The organism is Micromonospora sp. NBC_01638, from assembly GCF_045209745.1.
GTDB lineage: Bacteria > Actinomycetota > Actinomycetes > Mycobacteriales > Micromonosporaceae > Micromonospora.
Genome location: NZ_CP109273.1, coordinates 5,547,119 through 5,570,167 on the forward strand (window position 1 = coordinate 5,547,119; position 23,049 = coordinate 5,570,167).

Below are 23,049 nucleotides of genomic sequence, written 5' to 3' on the forward strand. Positions count from 1 at the left end.
GCCCGGAGCAGGTCGGTGTTTGGTCAGGTCTTGCGGACCGCGCTGGTGAAGCCGGCGATGAAGAGGGTGGCGAAGCTCCAGGCGAGCAGTTGCAGGATCCAGCCGGCGATGGTGAGGGTCTGACCGGCAGCGGTGTCGGTCGGTTGGCAGCGGTCCCGGGCGCCGGTCTTGAGCAGTGGCGCGCCGAGGTCGAGGCCGACACCGATCTGGTCGATGGTCGTGCAGGCGGTGGCAGCTCCGCTGGTCAGCGGCTTCTGCGTGAGGCCGCTGTGGTGGCCGCCGACGACGCTGAGCGCGACGGCGACCGCCAGTGTGGCGAGGAGCAGGAGCAGGGCGCGCCAGGGCTGGTAGCCGTAGCCGAGGGTGATTCCGATGAGGCGACCCCAAAAGCGTTCGGCGGCGCTCAGCCCGGCACGCTGGAGTTGGTCGCGGCGTTGGGCGATGAGGATGGTGCGGGCGTCGCGGTCATGGCCGGCGGCCCGGTAGGCGGCGGCGAGATGCTGGTAGGGCTGGGCGCTGTAACGGGGCGTGTGCTCGCCCAGCAGGGTCAGCCAGCGCCGCAGTGACGCCGGCCGTGGCAGCCCGCTGTAGGTGAGCCCTTCCAACTCGACGAGCGGTCCCGGGCCCGGTGCCGTGCGGGCCACCCGATCGGTGTCGAGGCGGAGAGTCCCGCCGACCCTGGCCCCGGCCAGCACCAGCACCACCACCTCGTCACCGCCGCTGGTGGCACTGAACCCGTCATTGAGGAGCACGTCCTGGTCGACCCGAAGGCCGTTCAGGTCGAGGGCGGGGCCGGTCGTGTTCTCCAGTTGCGCCCCACCGCAGGCCAGGAGCCCACCGATGTGGGCGCCGGCCAGGCCGACGCCGCCCCACGCACTGGCGCTGCTGGCGGTGAAGCCATGATCCAGGGCCAGGTCCCGGTCGACGGTGAGGCCGTCGGCGTCGAGGACCGGTCCGGCGGTGTTCGTGAGCCGCGCACCGCCCGCGCTCAGCGAACCGATGTGCGCGCCGATGAGCCGGATGGTGCCCTGCTCGCTGGCGCTGGTGGCGCTGAAGCCGTTGCACAGCAGCACGTCCTGGTCGACTCGGAGGTTGTCGGCGTTGAGCGCCGGGCCGACGGTGTTTTCCAGCCGTGCCCCACCGCAGTTGAGCTGGCCGCCGATGTGGGCACCGAGCAGCCGGACGGTGCCGCGCGCGCTGGGGCTGGTGGCGGTGAGGCCGTCATTCAGGAACACGCTCTGGTCGACGGTGAGGCCGTCGGCGTCCAGGGCTGGTCCGGTGCTGTTCTCCCACCGCGCGCTGCGGCAGTCCAGCGTGCCGACGCGGGCGGCGGCGAGACGAATGGTGCCGGCGATGGCGTCAGCGCTCACCGTGCTCCCCTCGAGCGAGAACACCCTGGCGGCACAGCGTGTGGCCTCCAGTGCCGCGTCCGCTGAGCCGGGCGCCTGCTCGATGCGGCACCCGCTCAGGGCGACCGCCGACAGGCGGGCGTTGCGCAGGTTGACACCGTCGGGCAGCAGGCAGTCGCGCAGTTCCAGTGCCAGGTCACTGGTGACGTTCTCCAGGTCGATCTGGCCGACGATCCGAGCCCCGCGCAGCCGCAGGCCGTGCGGGTCGGGCTCGCTGACCAGCAGGCCGCGCACCAGCTCACGGATGACCGAGGCCGAGATCGCGTGGTCGTCGCCCCAGGAGCGCATCGCCTCCTCGTCGACCGGCCCGTCCCCGGCCAGGTCGAGCACCTCGCCACGGGCGACGGACTCGATCAGTCGCTGCTCCACCGGACTGCGCGTCGCGCTGTTCGTATCCCGCACCCGCTGGGCGCCCACTGACGTCATGGCACCCATCATCAACGACGGGTACGCCCACCCGGGACAGGCCGGGGGAGTGGCGCCCGCTCAGGGGATCGGCCACTCGTGCACCGGCCGGTTGCTGTGCATCAGGTCCACGTAGTGGCGGACCACCTCGCGCAGCGCCTCCGGCCGGTCCAGGTGGTCGGCGGACTCGAACCGGTGCAGCGTCTCCACCTGCCAGGTCGCGCCGTTGCGGCTGGTCAGGCAGCGCTGCTCGATGATGCCGAGCAGCCGGTCGCGTTCGGCCGGGTCGAGCCCCCACCGGTCCAGGCCGTGATGCGCCAGCGGCAGCAACCGGCGCAGCACCAGCTCGGTCACCGGCAGGTAGCCGAGGCCGGGCCAGAAGACCTGCGCGTCGATGCCGTGCCGGGCGCAGCTGGTGAAGTTTTCCTCCGCGGCGCTGAACGACATCTGCGACCACAGTGGCCGGTCCGATTCGGCGAGGGCGCGGACCAGCCCGAAATAGAAGGCGCCGTTGGCGATGGTGTCCAGCACGGTCGGGCCGGCGGGCAGCACCCGGTTTTCCACCCGTAGGTGCGGCCGGCCACGCGACACGTCGTACACCGGGCGGTTCCACCGGTAGACGGTGCCGTTGTGCAGGCGCAGCTCGGCGAGCTTGGGCACCTCGCCGGCCGCGAGGGCCTGCATCGGGTCCTCCGGATCGCAGACCGGCAGCAGCGCCGGGAAGTAGCGCACATTCTCCTCGAACAGGTCGAACACATTGGTGATCCAGCGTTCGCCGAACCAGACCCTGGGGCGTACCCCCTGGGCTTTGATTTCTTCCGATCGGGTGTCGGTGGCCTGCTGGAACAGCGGGATGCGGGTCTCGCGCCACAGTTCCCGGCCGAAGAACAGCGGCGAGTTCGCGCCGACCGCGACCTGGATGCCGGCGACCGCCTGGGCGGCGTTCCAGTAGTCGGCGAACTGGGCCGGGCTGACCTGCAGGTGGAACTGGGTGCTGGTGCAGGCCGCCTCCGGGGTGATCGTGTCGGCGGTGACCGCCAACCGTTCCACGCCGCTGAGGGCGATCGACAGGTCCTCACCGCGGGCCGCGAAGATCTGCTCGTTGAGCAGCTTGTAGCGGGGGTTGGCCGAGAGCGTCTCGGCGGTCAGATGCTCCGGGCGCAGCGTCGGCAGAATCCCGATCATGACCATGTGCGCGCCGATCGCCCGGGCCTTCACCTCGGCGGCGTTGAGGCTGGCCCGCACGTACTCCTCGAAGTCAGCGGTGCCGGTGCCGGTCAGCCGGCGCGGCGGCACGTTGATCTCGATGTTGAACTGGCCCAACTCGGTCTGGAAACTCGAATCGGAGATGGCCGCCAGCACGTCGGCGTTGCGCATCGCCGGATTCGACGCCTCGTCGACCAGATTCAGCTCGATTTCCACGCCGGTCATCGGCCGGTCCACGTCGAAGCGCGACTCGCGCAGCATTTCGGCGAAGACATCCAGGCAGCGGCGGACCTTGTCGCGATAGCGGGCGCGATCCTCTCGACTGAAGGTTCGTACGCTGACGTCCTCGCCCATGGTCACCACCTTGTCACCGCTGGTCCCCCCTAACCTCGCACGTCCGCGGTGGGCGGGGATAGACCCGATGGTCCCTTCCTACCCACCTGCCCGCCCTGATAGCCCACTCAGGCCGCCCCGATAGCATTACGGCCCTGAGAGGTGGTGGCGTGCGGATGCGCGAGAAAGTGACCCGGCTGTTCGTCGCGGCGGCGATCGCCGAGGCCTGCTCCTGGCTGGCTCTGCTGGTCGGCATGCTGGTCAAGTACGGCCCGCCGGGCAACGAGCTGGGCGTCAAGATCTTCGGCCCGATCCACGGCGGCCTGTTCGTCGCGTACGTCCTGCTGGTGCTGGTCGTGGCCCGGCTGCACCGGTGGAGCCTGCTCGCCACGGCGGTGGCCCTGGCCAGCGCGGTGCCGCCGTTCGCCACCCTGGCCTACGAGCGTTGGGCCCGCCGCCGGGGGATGCTCGGTGTCGACCGCCAACCGGCCCGCGAGCCCGCCCCGGTCGGCTGAGCGCCGACCGGGGAAGAGCCCGGGCGCTCAGATCAGGTCAGCGCGGAGCAGGCCGCGATGCCGGCGAGCAACACCAGGCCCAGCACCGCCTGCAACAACAGCGGCGGCCCGAGGTGCGACCAGAGCGTCGCGGTACGTGGGGTCAGCAGCTGCCCGGTGGTGAGGTTGACGATCCGCTCGATCCGGGGTGGCAGCTCCGGGTCGCGTTGCGGGCGCAGGGTGAGTTGCACCTGGTCCGCCGGGTGCAGGGCGCTCTGCGGCAGGTGACCGTGCAGCTCCACCTCGCAGAGCTGACCGGCGGTGTTGCGCAGTCGCACCGGGGTGACCAGGTATTCCGGGCCCTGCTTCAGCTGCTTCCAGCGTCGGCGGGTGCCGCCACCGCCGAAGGAGAAGAGCGCGCGCAGCAGCAGAGCGGGTAGCTGGGCGATCGCCGCTGCGGCGAGCACCGCCACCAGCACCGGCTGACCGATGCGCACCTCCCGGGTGTAGCCGTCGAGCAGGCGGATCAGCCGTCCCGTGACGATTCGTTCCGTCGGGTGCGCGATCCGTCGGATTTCGAGTCCGCTGTCCATCCCCACCACCGAGAGTCCGCTTGTGTTCACTGATCGTATCGACGTCCTCGGTTGAACGACGTGAATGAAACCTGGTCACGGGCTCACGGCTGCGAGGTGACATCCCGGGCGACCCGGGTAAGCGGGGGGCCGAGCTGGAAAGGGGTCGAGCATGCAGCTGTCCTTCCTGCGCCCGCTCTACGACCGTCCCGGGCCGTGGTGCTCGGTGTATCTGGATGCCTCCGCGGACACGGAGGACGCCCATCCCGCCCTGGACCTGCGCTGGCGAGCCTTGCAAAGTCGGCTCATCGAACAGGGAGCGGACGAGGCGAGCGTCGCCGCGTTGGACCGGGTGATCCGTGGGCACGACCCGATGGTCGGGGACTACGGTCTGGCAGTCTTCGCCAGTCACGGCCGGGTGGTGCTCTCCGAGTATCTGTCCGCGCCACCACTGCGCGATCTGGCCAGTTACGGGCCACTCCCGCACGTGATGCCGCTGCTCGCCCAGCGCGGTGAGCAGGTGGCCTGGGTGCGGGTGCTGGCCGACCGGACCGGGGCGGACGCGATGGCGGTCAGCGCCGGCGGGGTGCCCCGGCGGGCGCACGTCGCCGGCCGGGACGAGTTCCCGCTGCGGCGGGCGAAGCCGGGCGGTTGGTCCCAGTCGCGCTATCAGCGGGCGGCCATGGAGGCGTGGCACCAGAACGCTGGCGACGTGACCGCGGCGACCGTGGACCTGGCCGACCGGGTCGGCGCGGACGTGGTGGTCGTTGCCGGTGACGTCCGGGCGACCGGGATGATCGCCGCCCAGATGCCGGAGCGGTGGCAGGACCTCGTGGTCCGCACCGACGCCGGGTCCCGGGCCGGCGGCGCGGACCTGACGATGCTGGACGACCTCACCGTGCAGACCATCGCGGAGGTCGCCGACCAGCGGATCGCCGCCGCGCTGGACAAGTTCGGCGTGCAGGAGGACGTGGGCGGCGGTCTCGACGCGGTCGTCTCGGCCCTGCAACGCAACCAGGTCGACATGATGATCATTGTGGATGACCCGTCGGCCAACGGTGAGTTGTGGATCGGCCCCGAGCCCACCGAGATCGCCGTCGACCCCGGGCAGTTGGCCGCGATGTCGGTGGCCGACCCGCAGCGGGTACGCGCCGACGCGGCGCTGATCCGGGCGCTCGTCGGCACCGACGCGGCGCTGACCGTGCTGGGCCCGGACGAGGCACCCGAGCTCACCGACGGTGTCGGAGCGGTGCTGCGCTACGTCGACCTCGGCACACCGGGGCGCGGCAATGGCTGAGCGCCGTGTGGCGGACGTCGTGGTGGAGCGGCTCCTGGCGTGGCGGGTGCCCCGCGCCTTCGGGTTTCCGGGCGAGGCGATCGCCCCGCTGGTCGACGCGTTGGACCGCACCGGCGGGGAGCCGGCGTTCATCCCGGCCCGGCACGAGGAGACCGCCTCGTTCATGGCCACCGGGCACGCCAAGTTCACCGGCGGCATCGGGGTCTGCCTCGCCACCCAGGGGCCCAGCGCCGTCCAACTGCTCAACGGCCTCTACGACGCCAAGCTGGACAGCAAGCCGGTGGTGGCGATCGTCGGGGAGGACATCTCCGGGCCGCTCGGCGGCGCGCACCAGGAGATCGGGTTGAGCCGGCTCTTCGGCGACGTGTGCAACCAGTTCGTCGAGCACGGCCGCAGCCCCGAGGACGTGGGTGCACTGCTGGACCAGGCGTTCCGTACGGCGGCGGCGACCCGCAGCCCGACCTGTGTCGTGCTGCCCCGGCAGTTGCAGGAGGCCCTGGTGCCCGACCTGCAGTCGTACGCCGCCGGGGTGATCTCCGCGACCCCCGGTGAGCCGCTGGCCCGGGTGCTGCCCCACGAGGTGGACCTCGACGCCGCCGCGCAGCTGCTCAGCGGCGGTCAGCGCACCGCGATCCTGGTCGGCCAGGGCGGCCGGGACGCGGCCGCCGAGATCATCGAGATGGCCGACCGGCTCGGCGCCGGGGTGGCCACCTCACTGCTGGGCAAGCCGGTGCTCGACGAGCGGCTGCCGTTTCACACCGGGGTGCTCGGCGAGGTCGGCACACCAGCCGCGGCCGAGCTGATGGGCGGCTGCGACACGCTGCTGATGGTCGGCACCAACGACCCGTGGACCGACTACCTCCCGATGCCTGAGCAGGCCCGCACGGTGCAGATCGACATCGACGGCCGCCGGATCGGCAGCCGCTACCCGGCCGACGTGCCGCTGGTCGGTGACGCCGCCGAGACGCTGCGGGCGCTGCTGACCCGGGTGCACGGTCGGCCCGAGCAGCGGTGGCGCGCCACAGTGGAGAGCTCGGTGGACCGGTGGCGGGAGGTCGCCGCCGACCGGGCCACGGCGCCCGCCGACCCGGTCAACCCGCAGCTCGTACTCCAGGAGCTGTCCACCCGGATGCCGGGCACCGGCGCGGTCGCGGTCGACGTCGGCTCGGTCCTCTACTGGTACGCCCGACACCTCACCCTGCCACCCGGGGTGAACGCGCACCTGTGCGGCACCCTCGGCTCGATGGGCTGCGCACTGCCGTACGCGGTGGCCGCCAAGCTCGCCGCCCCGGACCAACCGGTGATCGCGTTGGTCGGTGACGGGGCGATGCAGCTCAACGGGCTCGCCGAGCTGATCACCGTGTCGCACCACTGGCAGAAGTGGCGGGACCCTCGACTGGTGGTGCTGGTGCTCAACAACCGGGACCAGAACGGCATGGGTGGCGGGCGGGAGCTGTCGTCCGACCCGACCCACCGCCGCCCCGACGTGCCGTACGCCGGTTGGGCCCGGCTGCTCGGGCTGCACGGTCTGCGGGTGGACCGCCCGGAGCTGGTCGGCGCGGCCTGGGACGAGGCGCTGGCCGCCGACCGTCCCTGCGTACTGGAGGCCGTTGTCGACGCGGGGGTGTCGTTGGCGCCGCCGGAGCCGGCGTTCGCTGACCTGCGGGGCCTGTACGCCGACGGTGCCCCCGCCCGGAAGGTCCGGGAGCAGGTGGAGGCCACCGCGAACGCCCAAGATCTCGTTTAGCGCCGCGGCTGGGGTTCGCAGGGGCGCCTGGTCGCCCCTGCGGGCCTCTTTTGCTCTGCTTCAACCCACGCAACGCCTTATGCCTCCCAGCGTTGCGTCCCGTTGAAGGAGAGCAAAGGGCACGGGCTCGCTGGTGTCGTCGGTGCGCATGGCCCCGGAAGTGCCCGCCCTGGCCTGGGCGGAATCCGAGCGACCGAACGCCGGTGATGACCGGCGCACCCCAATGAGCAGCGGAATGTGCCGCCGGGTGGGTGATGTTCCGTTTGAACCCCATCGGGACGGGAAGCCGGGCCGCGTGGTGAGCGAACGAGGCAAGGTGGGGCCGGTGCACAAGGTGCACAAGGTGCTCACGGCCGATGGCGCCGGTCTTGCCGGCGACCGGGTCGTGGCTGCGGGCAGCACCGCCCGGGTGCTGGTCGCCGCCACCGCCCGGGCGCTGCGGGGGGAGGACTGCGCCGACCTCGGGCACACCGGGCCGACCTCGCGGTTCCCCGGCGCTCCGGAGCCGGTACGCCGCGCCGCGGTCACCCGCGCCGCCGGTCGGGTCGCGATCACCGTGGCCCAGGTCGACGAGGTGGACGCCGCCCGGGTAGCCCACTGGTTCGTCGACCAGTACCCCCGCCGGCGCTACCCCGGAGTGCTGATCGGCTCTCCGCACGGCGCGACGGCACACCTTGCGGTGGCTCTCGGCGTGCCCTGGTTGCCGGCCGGCTTCGAGATGTCGGTGCACTGGTCCGACGGCGCGGTGGACCGCCCGGCGGACGCCCTGGAGCACGGCGCGGCACTCGCCACCCGGCTGCTCGCCGGCAATGCCGACCTGCACCTACGCCAGGTGCACTGCCCGGCCAGCCGTGGCCCGTTGAGCGGGGCGACGGTGTCGTTGGCCGCCGCGTTCAGGGCCCTGCCGGCCGCGTACGCGCAGTTCCTGGCCGACCGGCTGCTCCCGGGTGCCCCGGTGCTGCTGGTCTGCGACGCGCGCACCTGGCCGGTGCTGGAGCGCGGTGTCGGGCACAGCTTCCAGGTCGGTTGCCCGGCCAGTGGGTTGGACCCGGTCGACTTCCACCCGGACAGCCAGGTGCTGCGGCAGGTGCTGCGCTCCGTCGGCGGCGATGCGGCCCGGTGGGAGCCGCCGGAGGTGTCCGTACCGTCGGGTTACGCCGAGCACGGCGTCGACTCAGGCTTCGAGCTTGCCGCGCGGGACTGGTCGGCACGGCACGAGCACCCGCTGCACCGGGTGCTGGTGCCCCGGCCGGCGGCGCTGAGCGCGGGCGTGGCCGACCTGTACCGGCGGTGGCTGCGCGGCGCAGGCAAGACCGGTAACCGGTTGGTGGTGGAGTGCGGCCGGCTGCTCGACCCGTGGCAGGTGGTGCGGGCGGGGCTGGTGCCGTACTGGTGTGAGAACGCCACCCGGCGCAGCGTCGACGAGGCCGAGTGGTGGCTGGCCGGCAGCGAGGCGTTCAGCTCGGTGGACGTGTTGCCCGAGCCGCCCGGGGTGCGCTCGCCCGCCCTGGCGGGGTTGCCGCAGTGGCTGGCGGTGGCCGGGTTCGGGCGGCGGCGGCGGGCCTTGGACCGGACTGCCGCCCGGGGGTACCCGGTCACCTCGGTGCCCACCCGCCGGGCCACCGAGGTTCTGCGTGCCCAGCCGTACGACCTGCCCGCGCCGCCCCCGCTGGGGGTCGCCGAGGCGTTGGCCGTGCTCCGCGACAGCGGCGGCCACCAGGGGTTGCTGGTCTCCTGAGGCGGAGCACGCCGAAACATCCTCGCGAACCCGGGGTCCCGTGATTGAGTACCTACGGAGCGGGAACATCGCTGGCTGCGACGGCCTGAATGCGCTGCGTAGAGGCGGTGTCGCCCGCTTGGCATCCCAGTCACTGACCCACTTTTCCGGCCCGGTGCGTGGCTCGACCACGCGCACGACCGGTTTCCCGATCCGGGCGGGGGACCTTCCTGAGGGAGGCGCGGATGTTCGGACAGACGAGCACGACCACGACCACAACACCACCACCCACCGATCGAGGTCTGGAGGATCTCGACGCGGCGGCACTGGCGTACGCGGCCCGGATCGCAGGGCTGCCGCCGGAGCGGCGGGGGGAGGCCAGGGAGGACCTGGTGCGCTTCGCGCTGCCCTTCGCCGGCCGGCTGGCCCGCCGGTACCGGGGACGTGGGGAGCCACTGGAGGACCTCGAGCAGGTGGCCCGGCTGGGGCTGGTCAACGCCGTCGACCGGTATGACCCGGAACGGGGCTCGTTCACCGCGTACGCCGCGATCACCATCGTGGGGGAGATCAAACGGCATTTCCGGGACCGCACCTGGGGCGTACACGTACCCCGCCGGCTGCGTGACCTGATCCTCGAGGTGGGCCAGGCCACTGCCGCACTGACCAGCGAGCTGTCCCGGGCGCCGTCGGTGGCCGAACTGTCGGCCCGACTGGAGACTCCGCAGGAGGAGATCCTCGCCGCGCTGGAGTCGGCGGCCGGCTACAGTCCGGCCTCACTCAACGCCCCGGTGGGCGGGGAGAGCTCCGCGGAGTTCGGGGACCTCGTCGGCGAGTCGGACAATGCGCTGGAATCGGTTGACGACCGGGTCACGGTGAGCGGTCTGCTGCACCGATTGCCCTGGCGTGAGCGGCGAATCCTGGCGATGCGTTTCTACGGCAACCAGACCCAGGCGGAGATCGCCGCCCGATTCGGCATCTCGCAGATGCACGTGTCCCGGCTGCTGTCGCGGGCGCTCACCTGGCTGCGTCAGGCGATGCTCGCCGATGCGCCGCCGCCGTGGCAGAACGGTGCCGCCGAACCCGACCCCGGCAAGACCCGGATCTCCGTCAAGCAGAACGGCGACCAGGTGGTGGTCGAGGTCGGCGGCGAGGTCGACCGCGACGGCGCGGACCAGTTGCGCCGGGCCATGCTGGAGGCGGTCACCGGCCAGCCCAGCGAGGTGGTCGTCGACCTGGTCGGCGCGGGTGGTTTCGACGCCGGCGGGATCGCCGCGCTGATGGCCGGGCGGGATGCGGCGGAGCGGACCGGGGTGCCACTGCGGCTGACCCGGGTCCAGCCCGCGGTGCGCCGCTCGCTCACCGCCGCTGGCCTGGCTCCCGCCCGGGACTGAGCCGCCAGGCCCGGGGAACCGCCCGACAGCACGCACGCGCCCACCGACACGATGAGGGCCGACACCCACCGGGGTGTCGGCCCTCTCGGCGTACGCCGGTCAGCGTTCCTCGGGCTCGTCGTCGCTGTGCGGGTGGCGCCAGCGTTCGTGCGGCTTCGGTGCCTCCTCGGCGTCCTCGGGAGCGTCGCTCTCCTCGAAGCTCGGCCGGCGGATGCCCTCGGGCTCCGGCACCTCCACCGGCCGGGCGCCGGATTGGGCCACCGGCTGGAACTCGACCGCCTCGCGGGCACCGTGCGCGCCCTCGGCGGCGGGCGATTCTGGCACGTGGTGCTCCGTGTGCAGTTCCTCGGCGAACTGCTGCGGCGGCTTCGTGGTGCGCTGTGGCAGGTCGCGGCCCAGATCGGCGACGAACGGGCCGTACTTCAGGTCGAAGGCGGGGCGCTCGGAGCGGATCCGGGGCATCTGGTCGAAGTTGCGCAGCGGCGGTGGGCAGCTGGTGGCCCACTCCAACGAATTGCCGAAGCCCCACGGGTCGTCCACCGTCACGACCGCCCCGTACCGCCAGGACTTCCAGGCGTTGTAGATGAAGAACAGGGTGGACGCGCCGAGGACGAACGAGAAGATCGTGGAGATCGTGTTCAGTCCGGTGAATCCGTCGGTGGGCAGGTAGTCGGCGTACCGGCGGGGCATGCCCTTGGTGCCCAGCCAGTGGTGCACGAGGAAGGTGCCGTGGAAGCCGATGAACATGGTCCAGAAGTGCGCTTTGCCCAGCCGCTCGTCGAGCAGCCGGCCGGTCATCTTCGGCCACCAGAAGTAGTAGCCGGCGAAGAGGGCGAAGACCACGGTGCCGAAGACCACGTAGTGGAAGTGCGCGACCGCGAAGTAGGTGTCGTGGGTGTGCCAGTCCGCCGGCGGGCTGGCCAGCAGCACCCCGGTGAGCCCGCCGAGCAGGAAGGTGACCAGGAACCCGATGGAGAACAGCATCGGTGTCTCGAAGGTGAGCTGGCCCTTCCACATGGTGCCGATCCAGTTGAAGAACTTCACGCCGGTGGGCACCGCGATCAGATAGCTGAGGATGCTGAAGAACGGCAGCAGCACCTGGCCGGTGGCGAACATGTGGTGCGCCCAGACCGTCATGGACAGCACGGTGATGGCGACGGTGGCCAGCACCATTCCGGTGTAGCCGAAGAGTGGCTTGCGGGAGAAGACCGGAATGATCTCGGTGATGATGCCGAAGAACGGCAACGCGATGATGTACACCTCGGGGTGGCCGAAGAACCAGAACAGGTGTTGCCAGAGCATCGGCCCGCCGGTGGCCGCGTCAAAGACGTGCGCGTTGAGCAGCCGGTCGGCGGCCAGCGCCAGCAGTGCGGCGGCCAGGAGCGGGAAGACCAGGATCACCAGCAGGCTGGTGAAGAGCATGTTCCAGGTGAAGATCGGCATCCGGAACATGGTCATGCCGGGCGAGCGCAGGGTCAGGATCGTGGTGATCAGGTTGACCGCGCCGAGGATGGTGCCCAACCCCGAGACGACCAGGCCGAGCACCCACAGGTTCGCGCCCAGACCGGGGGAGTGTGCGGCGCTGCTCAGTGGGCTGTACGCGGTCCAGCCGAAGTCGGCCGTACCCTGCGGGGTGAGGAAGCCCCCGACCACCATGAGCCCGCCGAACAGGAACAGCCAGTAGGCCAGCGCGTTGAGGCGGGGGAACGACACGTCCGGCGCACCGATCTGGATCGGCACGATGAAGTTGCCGAACCCGAAGGCCGCCGGGGTCGCGAACAGCAGCAGCATCACCGCGCCGTGCGAGGTGAAGAGCTGGTTGTACTGCTCCGGGGAGAGGAACTGCATCCCCGGGCGGGCCAGTTCGGCCCGCATCACCATCGCCTCCAGGCCCGCCAACACGAAGAACCCGAAGGAGGTCAGCAGATACAGCAGACCGATCTGCTTGTGGTCTGTGGTGGCGAGGAACTTGGTCAACGAGTTGCCGGGGACCGGTGCTCGTACCGCTCCGGGGAAGCCCCCGAAGCGGGCCGGTGCCAGGATCGCCGGGCCCCGATCGCGGCCGGGTTCCGTGGTTACCCGCTTGGGCATGGCTACTCACCCCGTCGTGACGGCAGAAAGGACGGGCAAGGCCTACCCGACCCTCTCACCATGTAACCAGGCCAGAGCGGAAAATTCGGTCAGATCGCTGGTACCGGCTGCAAGCACCTCGAACGCTCAGGTCACCGGCAGCATCGCCCAGACCGCCTTGCCCTGACCGGCCGGCACGCTGCCCCACTTCTGGGCCAGCTCCCTCACCAGGAGCAGCCCGCGCCCACCCTCGGCGTGCAGGTTCGTCCCGCCCGGCCGGGCCTTCGCGCGGCTGCCGTCCACGACCGCCAAATGCAGGTACGGCCGGCGCAGGGTCACCGTCACCTGCATCGGCGTGCCGGCGTGCCGGACCACGTTGCCGACCAGCTCGCTGAGCACCAACGCGGCCGGGCCCGACGCGTCGGGCAGATTCCACCGCGCGCACGCGTCGGTGACCAGCTCCCGGGCACGCCGGCAGGCCTCGGCCACCGGCTCCAGCCGGGTCCGCATTCGCAAAGTGCTGGTCGAGCCTGCCACCAGGGTGGCCTCCGCGCAGTCCGCGGACACCGGGACCACCCGGCACGTGGTCGACTCGGCCAGCCATCGCGCGGCGACCGGCGACGGGGCGCAGAGCACCACCGGCACGGCCGGCCACTCCTCGGCCCGACGGGCGGTCGCGGCGAAGACGGACAGCGCCAGCCGGTCCTTGACATTCACCTCGGCCAGGTCGACGATCAGCGCCTCCGGCTGATCGACGAGCGCGTCGGTGAGCGCCTGGTGCACCGACCGCATGCTCCCCAGGTCCAGTGCACCCTTGAGCCGGACGATCGCCACCGGTGTCGTGGTGTGCACGTCGCAGGTGATCCGGCTCGACATCGGCGCCTCGATTCGCTGCTGGGTCGGGATCTGCCAACTACCCGACGCCGTGCCGGACCAAACCGGACCGAGCAGGTCACGGCCCGCAACGGCAGGTCACGGACGGGGCCGCCCGGTCAGGGCGCCCAACGCGATCAGGCCGACGCCGAGGCCCAGGTGCAGCCAGCCGTCGGCGTTGTTGACCGGTAGCACGTTCGCCCCGGTGTCGTGGTCCACCGCCAGCCCGTACAGCCAGAGCACCAGGTAGACGGCGCCGCCGCCGATCAGGAACGCCCGAGCGCCGGTGACCGTCCGCGCCAGCACCAGACCCGCCACCCCGAACGCCAGGTGCACCAGGTTGTGCAGCACCGACACCTGGAAAACGCCGAACAGGTACGCGCCCGAGCCGTGGCCGGCGAAGCGCAGGGCGTCCATGCCGCTGGTGATCCCCGGCACGAAACCGAGCGCGCCGACCAGCAGGAACAGCACTCCCGCTGTTGCCGCCGCTCGGCGGACCGGCGGCTTGCCGTCGGCCGGGTTGGGTCGGGCCCGGTAGTGGGCCATCGATCCGACCATCACCGGCTCCTCGCTGCGCGGCGGGCGTGAGCGCTGCCGGGCTACCCGCTGCCGCCGCCGACAAACCGCGGCTGCCGCTCCGGCCGCGGCGACGGTCAAGCCGCGCTTACGGATCCTGCCCCGTTGCCGGTCAGGCCGGTAGCAGCCGCGGCGCGCTGGCCAGCCGACGGACCCGCTCATACAGCTCGACGTAGCGCTGGGCCATGACCGCGGGGGTGAACCGCTGCGCGGCCACCCGCCGGCACTCGTCGGAGTCGAGCAGGTCGGCGGAGCATACGAGATCAGCCAGCTCGTCTTCGTCGGTGGTGAGCAGCCCGGTCCGGCCGTGCTCGACCAACTCCGGAAGGCAACCCCGGGCGGTGGCCACCACCGGTGTGCCCAGGGCGAGTGACTCGACGACCGCCGTGCCGCCCGGCTCCTCCCAGCGCAGCGGGAACAGCGACGCGCGGGCGCTGGCGAGCAGGTCGTCCCGGTCCTGACCGGCCACGGTGCCGACCCAGCGGACCAGGTCCCCGTCGACGTGCGGCGCCACCTCGTCGAGGAAGAACCGCACGTCCGGGTTCTGCCGGGCCTCGTCGCCGGCCGCGGCCAGATCGGCCGGCCGATGATACGGGCCGACCGGCCCCGCCAGCACCAGCGGGATACCGACGCGATGCGCGAGCCGGGCGCCCACGTCCTGCCCCTTGCCCGGATTGATCCGGCCCAGGACGAGCAGGTGCTCGCCCTTCTCCGGCCGGGGCCGCCGGTCGGCGTCCACGGCGAGCGGGGTGGACAGGTGCACGTGCCCCACCGAGTGCCCTCGCAACGCCAGCGGGGCCCGGGCCAGCTGCGACGCGGAGACGCCGTTGACCCGAACCCGGTCGCCGCCGTCCAGAGCGCCGTAGAGCGCCGGGTGCTTGGCCAGGTCCCAGTGCAGGGTGTGCAGGGTCGGCGGGCCGGCCGGCCCCAGCGCGGCGAGAGTGGCCAGCCCGACCGCTTCCACGTGGTCGTGCACCAGGTCGATGTCGTCGCGGGAGTGCAGCTCACGGACCACCCCGGCCAGGTGCGCCTGGGCGATCCCGCAGACCTGGTTGTACGGCCGCTGCAACGCGGCGAACTGCCCGTCGGCGAAGACCGACATCTGCTCGTCCACCGGCAGGTCGCTGCTGCCCACCGAGGCGAGCACCACCCGTACGCCGAGACGCCGCAGCTCCGGCACCAACGTGGCGATCACGTTCTCGATGCCGCCGTAACCGGGCGGTGGCACGGACAGCCACGGGCCGGCGTTCATCAACACGGTGAGGCTCATCGTGCCCGTCCCTTCCGGCCGCTCACGCGGCGGCCACCCGCCTGCGGGGCACCCGGTGGCGCAGGTCGGCCAGCGGTGGACGCTCCTCGATGGACACGTCGCTGACCACGATCTCGCGGTCGAGGTTCGGCAACGTGTCCGAGCCACCGCGACGGAACTGGGTCAGCAACGCCTCCGGTGCCAGCCCGGGGGTCGCCCAGCCGCGCCGCTGCAACCGGGACCAGGCGGTCAACATGATCTGCGCGGACATCCGGCCGAGGGCCGCCGTGTCCTGGTGCCGGTGCTGGCGCTCACCGAGGTCGACCTGCGCCATCGCGTCCAGGCCGACCAGGTCGAGCAGATCGATCATCATGGCCGTCTCCACCCCGTACCCGGAGACGAACGGCACCCGGGCCAGCACGTCCCGGCGGCCCGCGTACTCGCCGGCGAGCGGCTGCACGAAGCCGGCCAGCTCGGGCCAGAAGAGGTTGAGCAGCGGTCGGGCCATCAGCTCGGTCACCCGGCCGCCGCCGTCCTGCTCCACGCTGGCGGTGCCCACCAGGGGTCGGTGATAGAACCCCTTCACGAAATCGACCGACGGGTCGGTCAGCAGCGGGCCGAGCAGCCCACTCACGAAGTGCGGCCGGAACTCCCGCAGGTCGGCATCGATGAACGCCACCACGTCCCCGTCGGCGGCGGCCAGACCGGCCCAGAGCGCGTCGCCCTTGCCGGTGAGTCGGGGCAGCCCCCGGGTCATCGCGTCCTGGCTGACCACCTCCGCGCCGGCGGCACGGGCCACCTGCGCGGTGCGGTCGGTCGAACGTGAATCCACCACGATCAGCTCGTCCACCAGAGCGACCCGATCCATCAGATGCTCCCGGATGGTCGACACGATCGCGCCGACGGTGGCCTCCTCGTTACGCGCCGGCAACACCACGCTGACCCGGGTGTCTCCCTTGGCGCGCAACAGCCGACGCGTGGGCCAGTCCGCCGCCGACGTCGTCCGGTACGTAGCCCACGCCTCCACCACCGGTGAAACGCTCGATGTCGTGTCCCGCACGGGCACCCCTCCGTTCGTGCGTGGAAACCGAAATTGGTTGTTCCCATTCCCCATCACGCGCTAACCGCATTGCTGGCAACAGCTTGATCACAAAGGTGACGCCAATATGTTCCCGGGGGATGAACGTTTGATTGCGCACACCTGCGGGGACTGCTCCCATCGCATCTGAAAGGTCTTCGAAGGGGTGGCGGATGCGTGCATGCCGGGTGGGTCTGGTCGGGGCCGGCGGAGTGGCACAGCGTCACGCGCGGGTGCTGGCCGGGTTGGAGGACGTGGAGTTGGTCGGGGTCACCGACGTCGCGCCGGCGGCGGCGTCCGTGCTGACCGCACAGTACGGGGGGCGCGCCTGCGCCGACGTCGCCGACCTGCTGGCCACCAGTCCGGACGCCGTGTACGTCTGCGTGCCACCGTTCGCGCACGGCCCGGCCGAGGAGGCGGTGATCGAGGCCGGGGTGCCGATGTTCGTGGAGAAACCCGTCGCGGTCGACCTGGGCACCGCCGAGCGGATCGCCGACCAGGTCGCGCGCAGCGGGCTGCGCACCGCCGTCGGCCACCACTGGCGCTACCTGAACGTGCTCGACGAGGCCCGTGAACTGCTCGCCGACCGCCCGGTGCGGATGGTCAGTGGCGCCTGGCTGGACAAGGTGCCCCCGGTGGCGTGGTGGTCGCGGCGGGACCGCTCCGGCGGCCCGGTGGTCGAGCAGGCCGCACACGTGCTGGACCTGATCCGCGTGCTGGCCGGCGAGGTCACCGAGGTGACCGCGTACGGCAACGGCACCCCGCCGCCGGTCGACGGCGCCGACATCGACTCGGTGACCACCGCCGCGCTGCGCTTCGCCGATGGCGCGGTCGGCACCCTCAGCGCGGCCTGCGTGCTGGGGTGGAAGCACCGCGCCGGCCTGGAGATCCTCGCCGACGGGCTGGCTCTCGCACTCACCGAGGACGGCCTGTCGATCCGCGACGCCGACGGTGAACGACACGTCCCGGCCGACCCGGAAGCCGCCCGGGTGGCGGTGGACCGGGCCTTCATCGACGCCGTACGCGGCATCGGTGACGACGTCCGCGTCCCGTACGCCGAGGCCCTGGCCACCCAGCGGCTGGCCCTCGCGGTGGCCGACTCGGCCCGCACCGGCGCGACCGTGCGGCTCGCCACCCCCACCGGTCCGGCAGTGCTCAGCGCGGGGGTGACCGCCGATGCGTGACAAGGTGGTGGTGGTCACCGGCCCCGGCCGGGTCGAGCTGGTGGAGCAGGACGCCGCGCCGGTGCGCCCCGGCACGTTCCGGGTCGAGACGCTGTTCAGCGGGGTCTCCGCCGGCACCGAGCTGAGCTACGTCAAGGGCACCAACCCGTACCTGAACGTCACCTGGAACGCCGACCTGGGGCTGTTCCAGCCGGGCGCGGCGAGCACCCCGTACCCGGTGAGGCGGCTCGGCTACATGCAGGTCGGCCGGGTGGTGGAGAGCGAAACCCTGGCCGTCGCGGTGGGCACGGTCGGTGCGATGACGTACGGGCACCGCACCGGCTGGCTGGCCGACCCGGTCGCCGAGCGGTTCGTGGCGCTGCCCGACGACCTGGACCCGCTGCTCGGCGTCTACGTCGCGCACATGGGCCCGATCTGCGCCAACGGTCTGCTGCACGCCGCCGGCGACCTGCACGGCGCCGACGTCCGCGCGCTCGGCGACGGGGTTCGCGGCCGGCGGGTCGCCGTGGTCGGCGCCGGTGTGGTGGCGTTGCTGACGGCGCTGTTCGCCCGGCGCAATGGCGCTGCCTCGGTGGTGGTGCTCGATCCCACCCCGCAACGCCGCCAGGTCGCCGAGGCGCTCGGCCTGGAAACCCTCGACCCGGGCGCGGACGACCCGGCGGTGGTGCTCAAGACCCGCTGGGCGCACACCACCGGCGACCGGGGCGCCGACGTGGTGTTCCAGTGCCGGGGGCAGGCGTGGGCGTTGCAGCTCGCCCTGCGGCTGCTGCGGCCCCAGGGCACCGTCATCGACCTGGCCTTCTACCAGGGCGGCGCCGACGCGGTCCGGCTCGGTGAGGAGTTCCACCACAACGGGCTGTCCCTGCGCTGCGCGCAGATCGGCCGGGTGCCGCGCGGGCTCGCGCCCACCTGGGACCGTGAGCGGCTCTCCGCCGAGACCATCGACCTGCTCCGGACCTACGGGGACGTGATCCGCAAGCACCTCGTCTCGGCGGTGGTGCCGTTCGACGAGGCACCCACCCTGCTCACCGACCTGGCCGACCGTCGCCGCCAGGAGCTTCAGGTGGTGCTGGCCGGATGACCTGGCGTCGCAGCGCGCTCGCGGGGTGACGGGCCGGGCTACCGTTCCCGGCATGAGCACCCCGAAGGACCGGCCGGTCGGCAGCACCCCGAAGGACCGGCCGATCGGTCTGATCGCGCTGCTGCCGTACCTGCGTGAGCACCTCGGCACCCTGGTCGTGGTGGGCGCGCTGTCGCTGCTCGGGGCGGGGGCGTCACTGGCCCAGCCGCTGCTCACCCGGTCGGTGCTCGACCGGGTGAGCGACGGCCTGGGAGTGTCCCGGCTGGTGGCGGTGCTGGTGGCGCTGGTGCTGCTCGGCGCGGCGATCGGCGGTCTGCGCAACTACCTCCTGCAACGCACGGCCGAGGGGCTGGTGCTGGGCACCCGGCGGCGGCTGGCCGGGCACCTGCTGCGGCTGCCCATCGCCGAGTACGACCGCCGCCGCACCGGCGACCTGCTCTCCCGGGTGGGCTCGGACACCACCCTGCTGCGGGCGGTGGTCACCTCCGGGCTCTTCGAGACGGTCACCGGAGCGGTGATGGTGCTGGGCGCGGGCACCGCCATGGTGCTGCTCGATCCGCTGCTGTTCGGCGTCACCCTGCTCGGGGTGGGGCTGGGGCTGGGCTTCGCGGCCACCTTCGCGCGGCGGGTCCGGGCGTTGGCCCGTGCCGCGCAGGAGCGGGTCGGCGAGATGACCTCGGCGGTGGAGCGTTCCATCTCGGCCGCCCGGACCATCCGGGCCAGCCGGGCCGAGGCCCGGGAGACGGAGACCGTCGCCGGCAGCGCGCGCGAGGCGTACGGGGCGGGGCTGCGGGTGGCCCGGGTGCAGGCGGTGGTCGGGCCCATCGGCTCGGTCACCGTGCAGGGCGCGTTCCTGCTGGTGCTCGGCATCGGCGGGGCCCGGGTCGCCGCCGGGGCGATCACCGTCGGGGATCTGGTCGCCTTCGTCATGTACCTGTTCTTCCTGGCCCTGCCGCTGGCCCAGGTGTTGAACGCGTACACCCAGTTGCAGTCCGGCCTGGGCGCCCTGCAACGGATCGAGGAGATCCTCGCCGTGCCCGCCGAGGGCGCGGACGATCGGCCGGTGGCCGCCACTGCGACGGCGATCCCGCGTCGCCCCATCCCGATGATCGAGTTTGACCGGGTGGGGTTCGGCTATCCGGGTGGCGAGTCGGTGCTGCACGAGGTCAGCTTCGCGGTGCCCGCCGGCACCCGAACCGCACTTGTCGGGCCCTCCGGCGCCGGCAAGTCGACCCTGCTGGCCCTGGTCGAGCGTTTCTACGAGGTGAGCGCCGGCGCGGTCCGACTGGACGGCAGCGACGTACGGGACCTGCCCCGCGACGCGCTGCGGGCCCGGCTCGGCTACGTCGAGCAGGAGGCCCCCGTGCTGGCCGGCACGCTGCGGGAGAACCTGCTGATCACCACCCCGGACGCCACCGAGGACCGCCTGCGCGACGTCCTCGACGAGGTCAACCTGGGCCACCTGGCGCTGCGCTCTCCGCAGGGCCTGGACGTCCAGGTGGGGGAGGGCGGGGTACTGCTCTCCGGGGGTGAGCGGCAGCGGCTGGCCATCGCCCGCGCGCTGCTCGCCGGCCCACCGGTGCTGCTGCTCGACGAGCCGACCAGCAACCTCGACTCGCGTAACGAGGCGGCGCTGCGCCGCGCCATCGACGCGGTGGCCGTCCGCCGAACGCTGCTGATCGTGGCGCACCGGCTCGCCACCGTGGTCGACGCCGACCAGATCGTCGTCCTCGACGGCGGCCGGGTGGTGGCCGTGGGCACCCACGCCGAGCTGACCGCCACCGATCCGCTCTACCGGGAGCTCGCCACCCACCAGCTGCTGGTCGGCTGAGTTCGTCCCATCGGGTCGACAAACCGGGCGGCCGGGCCGCGCGAGCCCGCTGGAATCGCGTACCGTTGCCGCTCATGGGTGTGTCGCAACGGTTCAAGAGCAAGTTCCGGCGCTTCCTTCAGCGCCCCGGCTCGACCGTGGATCTTGCTCCGCTGGAGAAGCTGCTGCCGGCGATCGAGGCGCGCGAGGATGACCTCGCCGCGCTCGACGACGCCGAGTTGACCGAGGCCGCGGGTGCCGCCACCGGTTACGAGGAGATCTGCGCAGTCGGCCGCGAGGCCGCCCGCCGTGGCCTCGACCAGCGGCCGTACGACGTGCAGCTGCTCGGCGCGATGGCGCTGCTCTCGGGCAAGGTCGCCGAAATGGCCACCGGTGAGGGCAAGACGCTGACCGCCACGATCGCCGCGTACGGGCACGTCCGGCTCGGCAACGGGCCGGTGCACGTGCTCACCGTCAACGACTACCTGGCCCGCCGCGACGCCCAGTGGATGGAGCCGGTCTACCTCCTGCTCGGCCTCACCGTCGGCTGGGTCAACGAGGCATCCACCCCGCAGGAGCGGCGCGACGCGTACGCCTGCGACGTCACCTACGTCTCGGTCAGCGAGGCGGGCTTCGACTACCTGCGCGACCAGCTGGTCACCGACGTGGACGACCGGGTGCAGCCCGCGCTGGCCACCGCGATCGTCGACGAGGCCGACTCGATCATGATCGACGAGGCTCGGGTGCCGATGGTCCTCGCCGGCGCGGTGCCGGGCGAGCAGGACCCGGTGCACGCCGCCGCCGGGCTGGTCCGTGGCCTGCGCAAGGGCAAGCACTACACGGCCTCCGAGGACGGGCGGAGCGTGGCGTTCACCTCCGCCGGCCTGGCCGCCGTCGAGGCCAAGCTCGGCATCGACCTGTACGACGAGGAGCACGTCGCGCAGCTCTCCGCGGTCAACGTGGCGCTGCACGCGCACGCCCTCCTGCACCGTGACGTGGATTACATCGTCCGGGACGGCTCGGTCGAGCTGATCGACGAGATGCGCGGCCGGGTCGCCCAGCGCCGCCGCTGGCCGGACGGGCTCCAGGCCGCGGTCGAGGCCAAGGAGGGCCTCGACGCGACCGCCGAGGGTGAGGTGCTGGGCACCATCGCCGTGCAGGCGTTCCTCGGGCTCTACCCGAAGCTTTGCGGCATGACCGCCACCGCGGTGCTGGTCGGCGACCAGCTGCGGGAGTTCTTCGGCCTCGAGGTCGCGGTGATCCCGCCGAACACGCCGTGCGTCCGCGAGGACGAGCCGGACCGGATCTACGCCACCCGGGCGGAGAAGGACGAGGCGCTGATCGACGAGATCCAGCGCTGGCACGCCAAGGGGCGGCCGGTTCTGATCGGCACGCTGGACGTCAAGGAGTCCGAGGGGCTGGCCGCCGGGCTGAACGCGGCCGGGGTGCCCTCCCTGGTGCTGAACGCCAAGAACGACGACGAGGAAGCGGCGATCATCGCCGAGGCCGGCGCGTACGGTGCCGTGACCGTCTCCACCCAGATGGCCGGCCGGGGCGTCGACATCCGACTCGGCGGCAGCGACCAGAGCGACCAGGCGCGGGTGACCGAGCTGGGCGGGCTCTACGTGATTGGCAGCGGCCGGCACGACAGCCGCCGAGTGGACGACCAGTTGCGCGGTCGGGCCGGCCGGCAGGGCGACCCGGGCGGCTCGGTCTTCTTCGTCAGCCTGGAGGATGACCTGGTCGTCCGGCACGCCGCCGACTCGGTGCCGGCGTCGCCGCGGATGAACGCCGACGGCCTGGTGACCGACGATCAGGTGGACTACGCGGTGGAGCACGCCCAGCGGGTCGCCGAGGGTGTCAACCACGAGATCCACCGCAACACCTGGCGCTACAGCGTGGTGATCGAGCAGCAGCGCAAGGCCCTCGCCGCGCGCCGGGAGCGGCTGCTGACCAGCGACGTGGCCGCGGTGATGCTGCTCGAGAAGGAGCCGGACAAGGCGAGCGAGATGGACGAGGACCTGCTCGCCCGGGCGGCCCGCTCGATCGCGCTCTTCCACCTGGATCGGCTCTGGGCGGAGCACCTGGCCGAGTTGTCCGAGGTCCGCGAGGGCGTGCACCTGCGGGCGCTGGGCCGGCTCGACCCGCTGGACGAGTTCCACCGGGCTGCGGTGCCGGCGTTCAACGACCTGATCCCGGAGATCGAGGCCCGCACCATCGCCACCTTCCTCGAGACCGAATTCGATGAGGACTGGCAGCCCGAGGATGGCACCCTGGTCCGGCCCACCGCGACCTGGACGTACCTGGTGCACGACAACCCGTTCGGTTCCGAGCTCGACCGGCTGATCGCGTCGATCGGGCGGCGGCTTGGCGGCGGCTCGCGCTGACGTAGGCCCGCCGGGGCCTCTGTCGCGCGTCCACGTGCGGCAGGGGCCCCGATTTACGCCGTTTCGACCCGCGTTTCCCAGGGTAGTAGGGCTGGTCGGTCAAGTCGGGAGAGAGCAGACGGATGACACAGGTGACGATGCCCGCTGGGCGGGCGCGAGAGTGTGCGAAG

The 23,049-nt window shown here is 72.1% G+C and carries 17 protein-coding genes; 9 read left to right on the top strand and 8 right to left on the bottom strand.

Annotated elements, in window-relative coordinates; translation table 11 throughout:
* Nucleotides 1–23: 23 nt before the first annotated feature.
* Nucleotides 24–1,835, bottom strand: a complete 1,812-nt coding sequence (locus OG811_RS25890; protein WP_406069426.1) for a hypothetical protein — start codon at nt 1,833–1,835, stop codon at nt 24–26.
* A gap of 60 nt (nt 1,836–1,895) precedes the next feature.
* Nucleotides 1,896–3,374, bottom strand: a complete 1,479-nt coding sequence (locus OG811_RS25895) for a glutamate--cysteine ligase (protein WP_406069427.1) — start codon at nt 3,372–3,374, stop codon at nt 1,896–1,898.
* A 155-nt stretch (nt 3,375–3,529) separates the two neighbouring features.
* On the opposite strand from OG811_RS25895, the gene OG811_RS25900 reads away from it, so the two are divergent.
* Entirely contained in the window at nt 3,530–3,868 is a 339-nt protein-coding gene (locus OG811_RS25900; protein WP_406069429.1) for a DUF3817 domain-containing protein, read from the top strand.
* A 32-nt stretch (nt 3,869–3,900) separates the two neighbouring features.
* On the opposite strand, the gene OG811_RS25905 is transcribed toward OG811_RS25900, so the two are convergent.
* A complete protein-coding gene (locus OG811_RS25905) occupies nt 3,901–4,449 on the bottom strand; it encodes a hypothetical protein (protein WP_406075913.1) in 549 nt (182 codons plus the stop codon).
* Nucleotides 4,450–4,591: 142 nt separating this feature from the next.
* Here OG811_RS25905 and OG811_RS25910 point away from each other — a divergent pair, with 142 nt between their 5' ends.
* The 4 genes from OG811_RS25910 to OG811_RS25925 all read left to right on the top strand — a co-directional run bounded on the left by OG811_RS25910 (nt 4,592) and on the right by OG811_RS25925 (nt 10,571).
* Nucleotides 4,592–5,716, top strand: coding sequence for a Vms1/Ankzf1 family peptidyl-tRNA hydrolase (locus tag OG811_RS25910; RefSeq protein WP_406069430.1), 1,125 nt, complete (start codon nt 4,592–4,594; stop codon nt 5,714–5,716).
* On the top strand, nt 5,709–7,463 hold the full coding sequence (locus OG811_RS25915; RefSeq protein ID WP_406069431.1) for a thiamine pyrophosphate-binding protein: 1,755 nt from the start codon (nt 5,709–5,711) through the stop codon (nt 7,461–7,463). The genes OG811_RS25910 and OG811_RS25915 overlap by 8 nt, the downstream gene beginning before the upstream one ends.
* A gap of 295 nt (nt 7,464–7,758) precedes the next feature.
* Nucleotides 7,759–9,201, top strand: coding sequence for a hypothetical protein (locus OG811_RS25920; RefSeq protein ID WP_406069432.1), 1,443 nt, complete (start codon nt 7,759–7,761; stop codon nt 9,199–9,201).
* 224 nt (nt 9,202–9,425) lie between these two features.
* Nucleotides 9,426–10,571 (top strand): SigB/SigF/SigG family RNA polymerase sigma factor, encoded by a 1,146-nt coding sequence (locus OG811_RS25925; RefSeq protein WP_406069433.1) that lies wholly within the window; start codon nt 9,426–9,428, stop codon nt 10,569–10,571.
* Nucleotides 10,572–10,670: 99 nt separating this feature from the next.
* On the opposite strand, the gene ctaD is transcribed toward OG811_RS25925, so the two are convergent.
* The 5 genes from ctaD to OG811_RS25950 form a co-directional block, all read right to left on the bottom strand.
* A complete protein-coding gene (ctaD, locus tag OG811_RS25930) occupies nt 10,671–12,662 on the bottom strand; it encodes a cytochrome c oxidase subunit I (protein ID WP_406069434.1) in 1,992 nt (663 codons plus the stop codon).
* A gap of 126 nt (nt 12,663–12,788) precedes the next feature.
* Complete coding sequence (locus OG811_RS25935; RefSeq protein WP_406069436.1) at nt 12,789–13,517, bottom strand: ATP-binding protein; 729 nt, start codon at nt 13,515–13,517, stop codon at nt 12,789–12,791.
* 96 nt (nt 13,518–13,613) lie between these two features.
* The gene (locus tag OG811_RS25940; RefSeq protein ID WP_406069438.1) at nt 13,614–14,072 is read right to left on the bottom strand and encodes a DUF4383 domain-containing protein; all 459 of its coding nucleotides are present in this window, start codon (nt 14,070–14,072) and stop codon (nt 13,614–13,616) included.
* A 130-nt stretch (nt 14,073–14,202) separates the two neighbouring features.
* A complete protein-coding gene (locus tag OG811_RS25945) occupies nt 14,203–15,360 on the bottom strand; it encodes a glycosyltransferase (RefSeq protein ID WP_406069439.1) in 1,158 nt (385 codons plus the stop codon).
* Nucleotides 15,361–15,382: 22 nt separating this feature from the next.
* The gene (locus tag OG811_RS25950) at nt 15,383–16,399 is read right to left on the bottom strand and encodes a glucosyl-3-phosphoglycerate synthase (protein ID WP_406069441.1); all 1,017 of its coding nucleotides are present in this window, start codon (nt 16,397–16,399) and stop codon (nt 15,383–15,385) included.
* Nucleotides 16,400–16,590: 191 nt separating this feature from the next.
* Between OG811_RS25950 and OG811_RS25955 the strand changes: the two genes are divergently transcribed.
* The 4 genes from OG811_RS25955 to secA2 all read left to right on the top strand — a co-directional run bounded on the left by OG811_RS25955 (nt 16,591) and on the right by secA2 (nt 22,879).
* Nucleotides 16,591–17,601 (top strand): Gfo/Idh/MocA family protein, encoded by a 1,011-nt coding sequence (locus OG811_RS25955; RefSeq protein WP_406069443.1) that lies wholly within the window; start codon nt 16,591–16,593, stop codon nt 17,599–17,601.
* Nucleotides 17,594–18,682, top strand: coding sequence for a zinc-binding dehydrogenase (locus OG811_RS25960; protein ID WP_406069445.1), 1,089 nt, complete (start codon nt 17,594–17,596; stop codon nt 18,680–18,682). The genes OG811_RS25955 and OG811_RS25960 overlap by 8 nt, the downstream gene beginning before the upstream one ends.
* 52 nt (nt 18,683–18,734) lie before the next feature.
* Nucleotides 18,735–20,513, top strand: a complete 1,779-nt coding sequence (locus OG811_RS25965) for an ABC transporter ATP-binding protein (protein WP_406069446.1) — start codon at nt 18,735–18,737, stop codon at nt 20,511–20,513.
* Nucleotides 20,514–20,587: 74 nt separating this feature from the next.
* Complete coding sequence (secA2, locus tag OG811_RS25970; protein ID WP_406069448.1) at nt 20,588–22,879, top strand: accessory Sec system translocase SecA2; 2,292 nt, start codon at nt 20,588–20,590, stop codon at nt 22,877–22,879.
* Nucleotides 22,880–23,049: the final 170 nt, after the last annotated feature.

Excerpts from the sequence above, each read along its gene's own strand:
- OG811_RS25890 (WP_406069426.1), bottom strand. The coding sequence starts at position 1,835 with ATGACGTCAGTGGGCGCCCAGCGGGTGCGGGATACGAACAGCGCGACG.
- OG811_RS25895 (WP_406069427.1), bottom strand. The coding sequence starts at position 3,374 with ATGGGCGAGGACGTCAGCGTACGAACCTTCAGTCGAGAGGATCGCGCC.
- OG811_RS25900 (WP_406069429.1), top strand. The coding sequence starts at position 3,530 with ATGCGCGAGAAAGTGACCCGGCTGTTCGTCGCGGCGGCGATCGCCGAG.
- OG811_RS25910 (WP_406069430.1), top strand. The coding sequence starts at position 4,592 with ATGCAGCTGTCCTTCCTGCGCCCGCTCTACGACCGTCCCGGGCCGTGG.
- OG811_RS25915 (WP_406069431.1), top strand. The coding sequence starts at position 5,709 with ATGGCTGAGCGCCGTGTGGCGGACGTCGTGGTGGAGCGGCTCCTGGCG.
- OG811_RS25925 (WP_406069433.1), top strand. The coding sequence starts at position 9,426 with ATGTTCGGACAGACGAGCACGACCACGACCACAACACCACCACCCACC.
- ctaD (WP_406069434.1), bottom strand. The coding sequence starts at position 12,662 with ATGCCCAAGCGGGTAACCACGGAACCCGGCCGCGATCGGGGCCCGGCG.
- OG811_RS25935 (WP_406069436.1), bottom strand. The coding sequence starts at position 13,517 with ATGTCGAGCCGGATCACCTGCGACGTGCACACCACGACACCGGTGGCG.
- OG811_RS25940 (WP_406069438.1), bottom strand. The coding sequence starts at position 14,072 with ATGGTCGGATCGATGGCCCACTACCGGGCCCGACCCAACCCGGCCGAC.
- OG811_RS25945 (WP_406069439.1), bottom strand. The coding sequence starts at position 15,360 with ATGAGCCTCACCGTGTTGATGAACGCCGGCCCGTGGCTGTCCGTGCCA.
- OG811_RS25955 (WP_406069443.1), top strand. The coding sequence starts at position 16,591 with ATGCGTGCATGCCGGGTGGGTCTGGTCGGGGCCGGCGGAGTGGCACAG.
- OG811_RS25960 (WP_406069445.1), top strand. The coding sequence starts at position 17,594 with ATGCGTGACAAGGTGGTGGTGGTCACCGGCCCCGGCCGGGTCGAGCTG.
- OG811_RS25965 (WP_406069446.1), top strand. The coding sequence starts at position 18,735 with ATGAGCACCCCGAAGGACCGGCCGGTCGGCAGCACCCCGAAGGACCGG.
- secA2 (WP_406069448.1), top strand. The coding sequence starts at position 20,588 with ATGGGTGTGTCGCAACGGTTCAAGAGCAAGTTCCGGCGCTTCCTTCAG.